This is a genomic window from Sphaerisporangium dianthi, assembly GCF_042654065.1.
Classification (GTDB): Bacteria; Actinomycetota; Actinomycetes; order Streptosporangiales; family Streptosporangiaceae; genus Sphaerisporangium; species Sphaerisporangium dianthi.
Genome location: NZ_JBHSFP010000027.1, coordinates 13,376 through 26,474, shown reverse-complemented (window position 1 = coordinate 26,474; position 13,099 = coordinate 13,376). Strand labels below are relative to the sequence as shown.

Annotated in this window: 9 protein-coding genes; 5 read left to right on the top strand and 4 right to left on the bottom strand. The window is 71.9% G+C overall.

Annotated features, from left to right (window positions below; translation table 11 throughout):
• Positions 1–11 precede the first annotated feature (11 nt).
• The 3 genes from ACFO60_RS29850 (at position 12) to ACFO60_RS29840 (ending at position 4,993) form a co-directional block, all read left to right on the top strand.
• Positions 12–2,159, top strand: coding sequence for an MMPL family transporter (locus ACFO60_RS29850; protein ID WP_380846713.1), 2,148 nt, complete (start codon positions 12–14; stop codon positions 2,157–2,159).
• A gap of 609 nt (positions 2,160–2,768) precedes the next feature.
• Positions 2,769–3,482, top strand: a complete 714-nt coding sequence (locus tag ACFO60_RS29845) for a LuxR C-terminal-related transcriptional regulator (RefSeq protein WP_380846710.1) — start codon at positions 2,769–2,771, stop codon at positions 3,480–3,482.
• A gap of 89 nt (positions 3,483–3,571) precedes the next feature.
• On the top strand, positions 3,572–4,993 hold the full coding sequence (locus ACFO60_RS29840; RefSeq protein WP_380846707.1) for a DHA2 family efflux MFS transporter permease subunit: 1,422 nt from the start codon (positions 3,572–3,574) through the stop codon (positions 4,991–4,993).
• Positions 4,994–5,040: 47 nt separating this feature from the next.
• On the opposite strand, the gene ACFO60_RS29835 is transcribed toward ACFO60_RS29840, so the two are convergent.
• Positions 5,041–5,922 carry an ABC transporter permease gene (locus ACFO60_RS29835; RefSeq protein ID WP_380846704.1) on the bottom strand — a complete coding sequence of 294 codons (882 nt, stop codon included), beginning with the start codon at positions 5,920–5,922 and terminating at the stop codon, positions 5,041–5,043.
• On the bottom strand, positions 5,919–8,606 hold the full coding sequence (locus ACFO60_RS29830) for an alpha/beta fold hydrolase (RefSeq protein ID WP_380846701.1): 2,688 nt from the start codon (positions 8,604–8,606) through the stop codon (positions 5,919–5,921). Before ACFO60_RS29830 ends, ACFO60_RS29835 begins: the two co-directional genes overlap by 4 nt.
• A gap of 122 nt (positions 8,607–8,728) precedes the next feature.
• Between ACFO60_RS29830 and ACFO60_RS29825 the strand changes: the two genes are divergently transcribed.
• The gene (locus ACFO60_RS29825) at positions 8,729–9,955 is read left to right on the top strand and encodes a hypothetical protein (protein WP_380846698.1); all 1,227 of its coding nucleotides are present in this window, start codon (positions 8,729–8,731) and stop codon (positions 9,953–9,955) included.
• Between the two features lie 42 nt (positions 9,956–9,997).
• Here the strand turns inward: ACFO60_RS29825 and ACFO60_RS29820 are convergent, their stop codons facing one another.
• On the bottom strand, positions 9,998–11,257 hold the full coding sequence (locus ACFO60_RS29820) for a copper resistance D family protein (protein WP_380846695.1): 1,260 nt from the start codon (positions 11,255–11,257) through the stop codon (positions 9,998–10,000).
• A complete protein-coding gene (locus tag ACFO60_RS29815; protein WP_380846693.1) occupies positions 11,254–11,946 on the bottom strand; it encodes a copper resistance CopC family protein in 693 nt (230 codons plus the stop codon). The genes ACFO60_RS29820 and ACFO60_RS29815 overlap by 4 nt, the downstream gene beginning before the upstream one ends.
• 216 nt (positions 11,947–12,162) lie before the next feature.
• Between ACFO60_RS29815 and ACFO60_RS29810 the strand changes: the two genes are divergently transcribed.
• Positions 12,163–12,933 carry a class I SAM-dependent methyltransferase gene (locus tag ACFO60_RS29810; protein WP_380846690.1) on the top strand — a complete coding sequence of 257 codons (771 nt, stop codon included), beginning with the start codon at positions 12,163–12,165 and terminating at the stop codon, positions 12,931–12,933.
• The last annotated feature ends 166 nt before the right edge of the window (positions 12,934–13,099 follow it).

Sequence of the window (13,099 nt, the reverse complement as noted above, 5' to 3'; positions counted from 1 at the left end):
GCCGAGTATGGGTGCTGGTTGCCGCCGTGCTGTTCGTGGTCCTGGGCGGTGCCTGGGGCTCGGGCGCCGGCGGGATTCTCGGCGGTGGCGCCGGCCTGGACAATCCCAACGGAGAGTCCGCCGAGGCGAACCGGCTCCTGGCGACCACGCTCGGGCGCCACGTCGCAGACGTGGTGGTCATCTACGAGAGCCCCACCATGACGGTGGACGACCCGCAGTTCCGCCAGCGCGTCGAAGGGGCGACCTCCAAGCTCCCGAAGAACGCCTACGCCTGGATGGAGACCTTCTGGTCCACGGGCTCGGCCGACTTCGTCTCGGCCGACCGGCACAAGACCTACGTCACCCTCCAGCTGCCGGGCGCGGTGGAGGAGGAACAGGTCAAGGTCTACCAGGACATCGTGAAGGTGCTCGACGCCCCGGACCTCACCGAGCGTTTCGGCGGCCTCACGGCGGTGGCCGTGCAGTTCAACGCGATCAGCAACCGCGACCTGAGCAGGGCCGAGCTGATCTCCTTCCCGTTGCTGCTGATATTGCTGTTGCTGATCTTCCGCAGTGTCGTCGCGGCGGCTCTGCCGCTGGCCATCGCCATCCTCGTCGCGATCGGCTCGCTCGGCGTGCTGCGCGTGGTCGGCGGCTTCGTCGACCTGTCCACCGCCGCGATCAACGTGGTGGTGATCCTCGGGCTGGGATTGGCGACCGACTACGCGTTGCTCATCGTCAGCAGATTCCGGGAGGAGCTGGAGGCGGGCCTCGACGTCGAAGAGGCCGTCGTGCGGTCCACGGCCACGGCCGGCCGCACCGTGGTGGTCTCGGGCATCACGGTCGCCGTCACGCTGGGCGGCCTGGTGGTGTTCCCCTCGCGCTTCCTGACCTCCCTGGCGTACGCCGGAGCGAGCGTGGTGCTGTTCGCGGTGCTGAGCGCGCTGCTGGTCCTGCCCGCCCTGCTCCGCGTCGCCGGCCACCGGATCAACTCGCTCCGCATCCCGCTGCCGGGGCGGCGGAGCGGCGAGGTGGGAACCGGGTGGTACCGCACCGCGCACGCGGTCATGCGCCGGCCGCTCATGTCGGTGGTGTCGATCACCGTCGTCCTGGTGGCGCTCGGCCTGCCCCTGATCGGCGCGGTCTGGTCGCGGCCGGCCGAATGGGCCCTGCCCGACGACACCGACAGCGTGGTCGTGACGCGTCAGCTGGCCCAGGAGTTCACGTACGACCCCACCAAGGTGATCACCACGGTGGTCCGGATGCCCGGATCGGCCGGCACCCCGCAGGCCAAGGCCGCGCTGGACGACTTCGCCCAGCGGCTCGGGCGCATCGACGGCGTCGAGCGTTCGGCGGTCACCGGCACCGAGGGGAACCTGGCCAGGATCACTCTCGGATACTCCCTGAGCCCGTACGGCAAGGAGATCAGGGATGTGGTGGTCAAGTTGCGCGCCGAGCCGCCGCCCGCCGGGGCCGTCGCGCAGTTCACCAACCGCCCCGCCTCCATCGTTGACATGCTGGACATGCTGGCGAGGGGGCTGCCATGGATGCTGCTCATCGTCTCGGTCGTGACGTTCATCGTGCTGTTCCTGGCCTTCGGTTCGGTGATCCTGCCGATCAAGACCGTGATCCTGAACCTGCTGTCGCTCTCGGCGGCCTTCGGGGCCATGGTCCTGATCTTCCAGGACGGCTTCCTGTCGGGACCGCTGGGCTTCAAGGCCCCGGGCTTCATCGACGCGAACATGCCCGTCATGATCGCGGCGGTCACGTTCGGGCTGGCGATGGACTACGAGGTGTTCATGCTGGCCAGGATCCGCGAACACTACCTGCGGTCGCACGACCCGGTGGAGTCGGTGGCGGTGGGCGTCCAGCACACGGCCCGCATCATCACCGCCGCCGCGCTCCTGCTGGGGGTCGTGATCGGAGCGTTCGTCACCATCAACGTCACCGTCCTGAAGATGATCGGCATCGGCGTGGTGATCGCCCTCGTGGTGGACGCGACGGTCGTCCGCGGCCTGCTGGTGCCCGCCACCATGCGACTGCTCGGTCGCTGGGCGTGGTGGTCGCCGGCCCCGCTCGCCCGTTGGTGGGAACGACATGGAATTCCGGAGGAAAGTGAAGTCTCTGCGCCCTTTGTTCCATCTGCCCGCAAACCGTCGAGTTCGTCGGTAGGAGCCTGACCCACCCGGCCGCCCCTCTTCCGTGACGATGGATGAGGGGCGGTTTCGTCGTGCCCGCACGGAACCGTGGCCCCCTTGGGTCACGGTTCCGCCGTGTCCCAGAGAAAGATTGCGGAATCCGGCCGCCGGTGCGGTGAATGTCGTGAAACAAACGCTTAAGAATTTCTTGTGCTCGTGATATTGCGCTCCGCGACATTTAACCTCGTGGAAAGGTGCAGCTGTACGAGGTTTCGGGCGACTGAAATACAGGTTTCGGACACTTAGAGTCGAGATAATTATGAGCCTCGCTCAGTCTGAATTGAGGCGACCTCATGTATATCGCGGTGACAGGATGAGGGCGGTGAACTGGGGGTATCTGAAATAGAACGTGATTCTGGCTAATTTGCTGCCAAACCAATTTCCGGCTTATGGGTGTCTTAGGTATGATGTGCTATCACTGCTGAATCCAGGCGGGCTATCGGCGGCGTCTAGGCCGAATCAGGGGGGCTGTAGCCGGCTGGAGCATGGAGGAGATGTCACGCGACCCTTTGTTTGCTGAACGCTTGATATTCCGCCTCGGGGGAGATCTGAGTGAGAGCAGGAACCTCGTCAAGGAGTCCGTCGTCAAAGGTGATATCCCAACGTGAGTGGAGGCCGGTCGCGAGTCTCGGGGAGGGACGCGACCGCATTCGCATCGTCATCGCCGACGAGCACACCCTTCCGCGGGAGGTGCTACGAGAAGTCCTCCTGGCCGAGGAGGACTTCTCCGTGGTGGATGACGGCACCGATTCCATCGTCGACCTGGTGGCCAGAGCCCGCCCCGATGTCGTGCTGCTCGACATCGACACGCCGCACAGCCGGCCCATCGACGTCGTCCGGCGTCTGCGCGACGTGTCTCCGGACTCCGTCCTGGCCGTGCTCAGCATGTACGACGACATCCAGCTCGTCAGGGCGATGCTGGAGGTCGGCGTCCGCTGCTATATGCACAAGGGCATCAGCAGGCGTGACCTCGTGGCCGCGCTCCGCAGTGTCACCAGCACCGATGAGCAGGTGACGCTGGCGGTGTCCCGGGAGACCTTCGTCAACATAGAGAGCGGGTACTCAGGACCGCTGTCCGAGCGGGAACAGGAGGTTCTCGCGCTGGTGGCCGCGGCGATGAGCAACCGGCAGATCGCCGCCCGCCTGTCGGTCACCGAAGGGACGGTCAAGCGCCATCTGCGCAACATCTTCAACAAGCTGGGGGCGGTCTCGCGTCTCGACGCCGTGAACAAGCACAGTGAGATCGCGGGTGGCGCCGGCCGCGCGTACCCGTGGTCCCCGCTCGGCGACGAGAGCGGCCGCTGACGCGGCGGGGGCGCGAGGCACTGTCGCCCCATAGTGAATAGTGTTACTATCCACTATCTATACTGGCATCCGTCCGGAGGAGGCGCCCCATGAGCGTGCGGGGTGGCAGCGTTCTCACCTTTCTCATCGCCGGCGTGGCGGCCTTCATGGCCGCGCTGGACACTCTGGTCGTCACCACCGCCCTGCCCACCCTGCGCGAGGATCTCGGCGCGTCACTGGAGAGCCTCGAGTGGACGGTGAACGTCTACACCCTCGTCTACGCCGTCTGCCTGCTGGCGGCCGCGGTGGTGGGCGACAGGTTCGGCAGGCGCCGCGTCTTCATCATCGGCGTCGTGCTGTTCACCGCGGCCTCGGCGGCGGCCGGCCTGGCCGGCTCGATCGGCGTCCTCCTCGCCGCAAGGACCGTCCAGGGCGTCGGCGCCTCGGTGATCATCCCCCTCGCGCTCACCCTCGTGGTCACCGCGGTGCCGGCGGAGCGCCGCGGCGCCGCGATCGCCGGCTTCGGCGGCATGATCGGGCTGGGCATCGCCCTCGGTCCCTGGATCGGCGGCGCGGTGATCCGATACGGCGACTGGCAGGGGATCTTCTGGATCAACGTGCCGCTGGGGATCCTCCTGCTGCCGGCGGCGGCGCGGTTCCTCGGCGAGAGCCGCGGCCCCTACAACCGGCTGGACGTGCGCGGCACGCTGCTCATCATGGCGGGGCTGTTCGGCCTCGTCTTCGGACTGATCCGCAGCACCACCCTCGGCTGGACCGACCCGCAGGTTTTCTCGCCCATCGTGGCCGGGATGGTGGTGCTGGCCGGCTTCGCGCTGTGGGAACGCAGGGCTCCCAACCCCGTCATCCCACCGCATCTCGTGCGCAGCCGGGGCTTCGCCCTGTCCAACCTGGTGGCCCTGCTGGTGCAGGGCGGCATGCTCGGAGCGGTCTTCCTGCTGACCCAGTTCCTGCAGAACGTCCTGCGCTACTCACCGCTGGACGCCGGGGTGCGCACCCTGCCGTGGACGATGATGCCCGTGCTGGTGGCACCGCTCACCGGGGTGTTCGGCGAGCGGCTCGGAGTGCGCCGGCTGATGGTGGCGAGCACGGTCCTGCAGGGGGCGGCGCTCGCCTGGTTCGCCCTGGTCATCTCTCCCGCCGTCTCCTACTCTCTGCTGCTGCCCGGCATGGTGGTCGCCGGCGTCGGCATGGGCCTGTTCTTCGCCCTCGCCGCCCGGCAGACCCTCGACTTCGTGTCCAAGGCGGAGCAAGGCGTGGCCTCCGGGGTCAACAACGCGATGCGGCAGATCGGCATCGTCATCGGCGTCGCGGTGCTGTCCGGCGTGTTCGCCACGGCGGGCGGATACGGCTCCGCCGAGGCGTTCGTCTCCGGGCTGCACCCGGCCCTGTGGGCCGGCACCGCGATCCTCGCGACGGCGGCGTTCGCGGCGCTGCTGGTGCCCGCCCGCCCCGCCCCGGCCGGCCCCGCCGCCGCCACCGTCTCGCTTTCCACCGCCGCGGCCGACCATTGAGATGAGCACGCGGCCGGGCCGGGCGCGGCGCCGGCGCCCTCGCGTCGTCAGGAGACGACGTCCTTGCGGCGGAAGCGGCGGAAGGCCAGCGCCATGAGGATCGACGCGTAGGTCACCGACAGCGCCGCCCCCTTGGCCATGCCGCTCCAGTCGAGCTCGGGCACCAGGGCGTCCAGCCAGGCGGTGTTCCAGAACGTCGGCAGGTACTCGCGCAGCACACCGAGCGCCTCCACCGCCTGCAGGATGTTGCTGACGATGACCAGCCCGACCGCGCCGCCGACCGCGCCCAGCGGCGAGTCGGTGCTCACCGACAGCAGGAACGCCAGCGCGGCCACGACGAGCTGGCTCACCAGGGCATAGCCGACGACGATGGCGAACCGCGGCAGCACCGCGGTCGCCGCGATGACCTCCCCGGTGCCGGGCAGCCGCACGTCCTTCCAGCCGAAGGTCACCGTGCCGGCGAGCAGCGCCATCGAGGGCACCGTGATGACCGCCGCGGCCGAGAACCCCAGCGCGACGATCAGCTTCTGGCGCAGCAGCCGGCCGCGCGGCACCGGCGCGGCGAGCAGGTAACGCAGCGACGACCAGCTCGCCTCGCTGGCCACGGTGTCACCGCAGAACAGCGCCACCGCCACCACCAGCAGCAGCGTGGCCGACACCGACAGCGTGAACGCCGCGAAGTTCAGCCCGCCCTGCGTGGCGAGATCGGACAGCCGCAGCGAGTTCTGCTGCGCCGGCGCCGGGCCGAGCGAGAACGCCACGACCAGCACCCACGGCAGGGCCAGCAGCAGCCCGAACATCACGGCCGTGCGGCGCCGCTTGAGCTGGCGCACGATCTCGACCCGGAGCGGCAGCGTGCGCCCCGGCGCGTACGCGGTGGCCGCCCGGGCGTCGCGGACTCCGGCGGCCTCCGTCTCCAGCGAGGTCATGCCTTCTCTCCGATCAGGTCGAGGAAGACGTCCTCAAGACGCCCTGGGGAGCCGTTGGACGCCGCCGCGCCGCCGAGCAGGCCGCTGACCGGCCCCGCGGTGACCAGCCGGCCACGGTGCATCACCACCACGTGGTCACAGGTCTGCTCGACCTCGGCCAGCAGATGGCTGGAGACGATGACCGTGCGACCGGCCCGCGCGTAGCGGATCAGGACGCGGCGCATCTCGGCGATCTGCGGCGGGTCCAGGCCGTTCGTGGGTTCGTCCAGCACCAGCAGGTCGGGCAGGCCGAGCATCGCCTGGGCGATGGCCAGGCGCTGGCGCATGCCCTGGGAATAGGTGCGCACCGCCCGGTCGAGCGCCGCGCCGAGGCCCGCGATCGCCAGCGCCTCGTCCATGTGGGCGTCCGCACGCGGCCGCCCGGTGGCCCGCCAGTAGAGATCGAGGTTCTCCCTGCCGGACAGGTGGGGCAGGAAACCCGGCCCCTCGACGAAGGAGCCCAGGCGGGACAGCACCGGCGCGCCCGGCGTCACGCGGTGGCCGAAGATGCGGACCTCGCCCGCGTCGGGGTGGATCAACCCCATCATCATGCGCATGGTGGTCGTCTTGCCGGCGCCGTTCGGCCCGAGCAGGCCGAGCACCTGGCCCTTGTCCACCTGGAACGACAGGTCGTCCACGGCGGGCTCGCCGTCGCGGTACCTCTTGCTCAGGCCGGTGATGCGCAGCGGCACCCCGGCGAGCGCGGCGTCGGGCTCGTCCGCGCGCCCGCGCCGCCCGAGGAGCAAGATCACGGCGGCGACGACCAGCGCGGCGAGCGGGAGGGCCAGGGTCCACCAGCTCAGGCCGCCGCCGGCCCCGCGCAGCCCCGGGTCGGCGGGCGCGGTCAACGCCGGGAAGGCCAGCCCCACGCGGTGGACGGCCGGGGCGGTGGGCGAGGCGAAACCCATGTCGGTGGTGCTCAGCACGAGGCGGAGCCGGTGCCCGGCGTCGAACCGGTGGTCGATGGCCGGCAGCGTGACGGTCACCGGCGTGCCCGCCGGCGTCGCCGTGACCCGGAACGGCGCCACCAGGCCCTGCGGCAGCGTCGGGCGCTGCCCGCCCACGTCGTACAGCTTGGCGAACAGGGTGACCTCGCCCTGCCCGTACACCTTCACGCCCGCCGTGGGAGTGCCGGTGACCTGCAAGGGGGCGGTGAGGGGCGCGGACTCGAAGGCCGCGGCCTGGCCCGGCATGTCGATCGCCACGCCGGCCCCGCCGAGGTTGCTCAGCAGGCCGCCCATGCCGGGCACCGTGGAGATCGAGGCGGGGGAGCCGCCCGGAGGGGCGGCCACCTGCTGTTCGGGGCCCGAGAGCGGGACGGACGAGGACGCCGTGCCGGCGAGGCCGGGATAGCGGCCGGAGGCGGCGTGCAGCAGGACCGGGCGGCGCGTGCCCGGGTCGCGCCCGCCGTTCCTGGTCACGGTGAAGGCGTCGCCGAGCGGCGTGCCGTCCTTCTTGAGCCAGTGGCCGAACCAGCCGATCGTGCGCTCGGCCACCCAGTCGGGCTCGCCGTCCCCGCCGTCGTGGCCGCCGTCGAACCACGCCACCTGCACCGGGGCGCCGGTCGCGGCGATCGCCCGTGCGTTGGCGTCGGCGTGCGACAGCGGGAACAGCGAGTCGTACTTGCCCTGGATGAGCAGGGTCGGCACACGGATCCTGCCGGGCACCGAGATCGGGCTCGACGCGCGGAGGGTCTCGACGGCGGCCGGGGTGGCACGCCCGGTCTCGGCCACCTGCTGGTACATGTCGCAGATCGCCGGCAGGAAACGCCCGCACTGCGCCTCTCGCGCCGCCGCGTCCGGCCCGCCGGAGCCCGACGCGCCGCCGCCCGGCCCGCTCGTCCCGCCTGAGGTGCCGCCGCTCGTCCCGCTCGTCGCGTTCGTCCCGCTTGGTCCGCTCGTCGCGCTCGGGCCGCTCGTCGTGTTCGCGGCATCGGGGGCGCCCGTGCCGCCCGACCCCTGGCCGCCGGCGAGCAGGCCCTGGGCGTCCGCGCCCGGAGCGAGAGGCGAGCCGGCGGCCCGGCTGAAGAACAGGCCCGCCCACATGCGCTTGAAGACGCCCTTGCCGGGCCCCTCGCCCGTCGCGTCCGGGAACAGCGCGTCGGCCAGGTCGTACCAGGTGATCTGCGGGACGATGGCGTCGACGCGGCCGTCATAGGCGGCCGCCATCAGCGTGATCGCCCCGCCGTACGAGCCGCCCGCGAGGCCGAGGCGGGGGTCGCCCGCCGCGTCGAGCAGCACCTCAGGGCGCCGGGCCACCCAGTCGATCAGCTGCTTGACGTCCTTGACCTCGTAGTCGGGGGAGTTCAGCGCGATCTGCCCGGTGGAGGCGCCGAAGCCCCTGGCCGACCAGGTGAGCACGGCGTACCCCTCGCCGGCCAGCCGGACGGCCTCGTCGCGCACGCTGCGCTTGCTGCCGCCGAAGCCGTGCGCGAGGAGCACGGCCGGACCTTTCCCTCCCGTGGCCGGCGGGAAGAAGGTGGTGTCGAGCATCACCTTCTGGTCGTTCGCCGGCCCGTCCACGACCGAGATCATCTGGTCGAACGCCCGCACCGGCGGCGACGGCCACACGGCCCACGCCACGGCGCCGGCCGCCGCGAGCACCACGGCGACCAGCGCCACCCGCCGTCTCCCCCGAACCCTCATGCGGAGAGCCTACTTACCCGCCGCTGAGAGACCGCTGAGACACCGACCCCGAGGTATCTACAGGATTTCTCGGGGTAACTCCCGATTGCGGAGCATGTCCGGCGGCAGGCATCATGCATGGCGTGAAGCTAGGCGCAGGTAACGAGGCCGAGGACATCCCAGCGGGCGGACGCGTGCTGCTCCCATGGCGGTGGGGCAGGGGCAAGGCGGTCGAGGCCTTCGAGTGGGCCCGCCCCTACTGGACGCGGGGCGAGGCCGGCCGCGAGACGCCGCCAGAGCTGCTCCGCGTCCTTTACCTCAGCTGGATCGGCGCCTTCGTCCTGAAGGTCCTCGGGGCCTCGTGGGACGTCTCGTGGCACTTCAAGTGGCTGCGCGACGACCTGGCGCCGCCGCACCTGCTCAACAGCGCGGGCACCGCCATCGTCCTCGCGCTCACGATCGTGCACAGCTACACCGGGTACGGAGTCGACCGCACCGCGCAGCGGCTGATCCAGTGGGGCACCGGCGCCTTCCTCATCGCCGTGCCCATCGACCTGATCAACCACCGGATCAACGGGGTCGACATCACCTCGTGGAGCCCGTCCCACATGCTGCTGTACGTCGGCACCGCCTTCATGATCGCCGGAGTGATCCGCGGCTGGTACCTCTACGCGCTCCCGGGACGGCGGCGCACCGTCATGCTCGGAGCCTTCTTCGTCTTCTTCCTGGAGAACACGCTCTTCCCGAGCGAGCACCAGGAGTACGGCGTGCTCGAACTGGCCTCCTTCGTCCGGGGGAAGCCCTACGCGGAGGACGACCTCCTCCGGTTCGCGGCCGAGCAGATGGGCCGGCCCATCGACCTGACCATGGCCGAGAAGTTCTCGCTGCCCGTTCCCGACTGGGTGTACCCGATGTGGTTCGGCATCGCGGCGATGATGGTGCTGGTCCTGGCGCGGGCGCTTATCGGGCGCAACTGGAGCGCCACCGCCGTGGCCGGGGTCTACGTCGGCTTCCGCGCCCTCATCTGGCCGCTGCTGGTCGCCGCCGACTTCCCGCCGTCGGCCGTCCCGTTCTTCCTGCTCGCCGCCGCGGTCTGCGTGGACGTGGCGTTCATGGTGCGGCTGCCGGCCGTGCGGGCCGTCCTCGGGGCCGTCCTGGTCACCGCGGGCGTCTACGGAGGCCTCGCCGTGCAGGACCGGCTGCTGGAGGCCCCGCCGTATCTCCTGGCCTCGGCCCCGGTGACCCTCGTGGCGCTCGGAGCGGCCTGGTACGGCGCCGAGTGGTACCGCCGCCGCCGCTCCAGCGAGCCCGAGACCCCCGCGGCCCTCCCCCTGGGCACCCCCGCCGCCCCCGGCCCCGCGGCCTCGTGACCCCCCGCCGGCCCGGCACCCCGGGCCGGCGGCCGTGCGGGGTCAGGCGACCGGGGCGCGGGTGAGGGCGACGGCCACTCCGTAGGCCAGGCCCATCACGGTCAGCTCGAGCGCCGCCCAGGCGGCGAACGCCGCCGGCCTGCGCCGGGCGACGGCCGGCATCAGGCGCCAGCGGATGTTGGCCCCCAGCAGGGCGATCGCCGCCACGCAGACGATCTTGGCGAGGACCAGCTGGCCGTAGTGCGTCGTGAACAGCGACCCCGGCAGCCGTGTGATCGGCGACAGCGCCAGCTCGACCAGCCCGTTGAACAGCCCGGACAGGCCCACCACCACCAGCGCCACGGTGGCGAGGCGGGAGAACCTCGGCAGGGCCCGCGCCAGCAGGTCGCGGTGCCGCGCCAGCAGCACGGCCATGGCCACCAGGCCGCCCGTCCACAGCGCGGCCGCCACGACGTGCAACTCCATGGAGACCATGCTCAGCTCGTGCCAGTACCAGTTCGACGCGTGCCCGCTGACCGGCAGCGGCAGCAGTCCGAACACGGCGACGACGATGCGGATCTCGGCGGGCACGTTCTCGCCGAAGCGCACGGCCAGCAGGCCGAAGAACGTGTAGGCCAGAGCGCACGCGGCGCTGATCACCAGACCCTGGCCCGAGCCGAGCGCCTCCACGAAGGCTCCCGGGTCGGGCGCCCGCCCGGGGGAGAGCTCGGCGGCGCTGAGCACCATGGCGGCCAGCGCCGTGACGGCCCAGCCGAACGCCGCGAGCACCGCCCACGCGCGCGCGCCGGACAGGACGGGCTCGGTGCGGTCAGGGTCGTCGAAGCCGAGCAGCTTGGGCAGCAGGCTGAGCCCGACGGCGGCCAGGGCGCACAGCTGCATGGCGAGGCGGGTGACCGGCAGGCCGTACTCCACCAGCGGCCCGGGAAGCGTGATCCCCGGTACCGCCGGCGAGGAGGTCCACCAGGTGGCGACCAGCACCGCCAGCAGTGCCGCCCCCGCCGGCCCCCACACCGGCCCGAGCCGCACACCCCCACCGCCCGGCGCCGCGTCGCCCCCGGCCCCCGGGGACGCCACCTCGTGATCGGTGGCCGAAGCCACGTCCTGGCCGGTGGCCGAAGCCGCCTTCTGGCCGGTGGGCGGCGTCGTGTCGTGGTCGGTCCGGGGTGTCGAGTTCTGGCCGGTGGGCGGCGCCGTGGCGTTGTCGTCCGGGGGCGTCGCGGTGTGCTCGGCGGGCTGCGCCGTGTCGTCCGGGGCGGACGGGCGTGTCGCCGTGCCGCCGCCGGTCCCCTCCGTGGTGCTCATGCGCCGCCTCCCCCCGCCGTGCGGGCCTGGCCGCGGGCGACGACCAGGATGCCGAGGCCCGAGAGCAGCAGGGCGGCGATGAGCAGCCCCCACACCCAGCCCCCGCCGCCGGTTCCCTGAGCCGCCGAACCGGCGAGCGGCCGTGCGTCCACGGGCGCCCCGTCCGCCGCGCCGGGGGGAGCGGCCGGTTGCCCGGCCCCGCCCGGCGCGCCCTGGGACGGCGCTCCCGCCGCCGAGGGGACGGGCGTCGCGGCGGCCCCCGCGGGGGGCGGTGTGGCGGAGTCCGGGGCTGCCGGTCCGGTGACGGTGAAGCCGATCTTGCCGGTGACGGGGTGCCCGTCGTTGGAGACGATCTGGTAGCCGACGACGTACGCGCCCGCCGCCCCCGTGGAGGGAAGCTCGGCCGTCACCTTGGTGTCCACGACCTTGACCGGAGCCTTGGAGATCGACCCGTCGGGCCCGGTCAGCGCCACCTGGGCGAAGTCCGCCCGCACGGGCTGGTCGAAGGTCAGCGTCACCCGGCCGGGGAGGGAGGCGAGCCGGGCGCCGTCCTTCGGGTCGCTGCCCGTCAGCACGTTGTGCGCCAGAGCCGGCGATATCGCCACGGCCAGAGCCGCGCAGGCCACCAGCAGGACCGTGAACAGCCGTCTCACTGGGCCCTCCAGCCATGACAGGACGTCAATGGACATGACCTTTCCATCGTTCGTTGCGGACGCTGCCATGGTGCCACCTGTGCGCCCCCGTGGAGTCGCCGAGGGGTGCGAGCGGTGCGGCGGCCCGGAGTCTCGCCCGACCGCCCGGGGTGCGCCGGCGGCCGTGGGATCTTGGCCGATCGCCCGGCATGCGGCGGCGGCGCCGTCGGCGTCGGTCCACCTCGGCGGGGAGAGGCGCACTAGGATTGGCTGGTGGAGCCAAGGCTGCTGTTCGACGGCGCGGCCGCGCATTACCGCCGCTACCGCAACGGGTACGGCGACGAGGTCATCGGTCATATCGCGCGCGAGCTGGCCCTCGGCAAGCGGTCCAGGGTGCTCGACCTCGGCTGCGGCCCCGGCACCCTGGCCATCCCGCTGTCCCGGTTCGCCGGCGCGATCGTCGCGGTCGACCCGAGTGAGGACATGCTCGCCGAGGGGGCGCGCGGAGCCCCCTCGAACATCCAGTGGATCCAGGGCGATTCCAGCCGTCTGGCGGATCTGCCGCTCGGGCGCGTCGGCCACGTCGTCATGGGCCGCTCGTTCCACTGGATGAAGCGCGCCGGCGTGCTCGCCGACCTGGACGCCATGCTCCCGCCGGACGGGGCCGTCGTGCTCGCGGGACCGGGCCGCGCGCCCGTGGAGCCGCCGTGGGAGCCGGTGGTGCAGGCGGTCCGGCGGCGGTTCGAGCTGGAGTGGAGGGTGAGCGGCGAGTCCTTCCAGCAGTCCGGCCGCCATCACATCGACGTGCTCGCCGAGTCGGCGTTCAGCGTGATCTCCGCGGCGTCGTTCCACCGCACGGTGCGGCGCGACACCGAGCAGGTGATCGGGCTGCAGTTCTCCTTCTCCCATTCCACGCCCGCCCGCCTGAGAGACCGGCTGCCCGACTTCGCCGAGGCCCTCGGCGCCGCGCTGACGGAGGCCAACCCGGGCGGCACCTGGTACGAGGAGGTCACCACCGAGGTCCTCACCGCCCGCAGGTCCTAGCCCCCGGCCGCCGCCACGGCCGCCCCAGGACGCCGGTCGCGGCGCGCACGGGAAGCGGATCTTTCCCGGGGACGGTGAAGCGGGCTCTCCCCGGTGACAGTCTTCTCGGGACGGTGATCTGAGCTCTTCCCGGGGGCGGTGATGCCTTGTCGGGACGGTGACGTGG

What these genes read in the sequence shown, in the direction of transcription:
- ACFO60_RS29840 (WP_380846707.1), top strand. Translation starts at nt 3,572, where the DNA reads ATGAGCGTGCGGGGTGGCAGCGTTCTCACCTTTCTCATCGCCGGCGTG.
- ACFO60_RS29835 (WP_380846704.1), bottom strand. Translation starts at nt 5,922, where the DNA reads ATGACCTCGCTGGAGACGGAGGCCGCCGGAGTCCGCGACGCCCGGGCG.
- ACFO60_RS29830 (WP_380846701.1), bottom strand. Translation starts at nt 8,606, where the DNA reads ATGAGGGTTCGGGGGAGACGGCGGGTGGCGCTGGTCGCCGTGGTGCTC.
- ACFO60_RS29820 (WP_380846695.1), bottom strand. Translation starts at nt 11,257, where the DNA reads ATGAGCACCACGGAGGGGACCGGCGGCGGCACGGCGACACGCCCGTCC.
- ACFO60_RS29815 (WP_380846693.1), bottom strand. Translation starts at nt 11,946, where the DNA reads ATGTCCATTGACGTCCTGTCATGGCTGGAGGGCCCAGTGAGACGGCTG.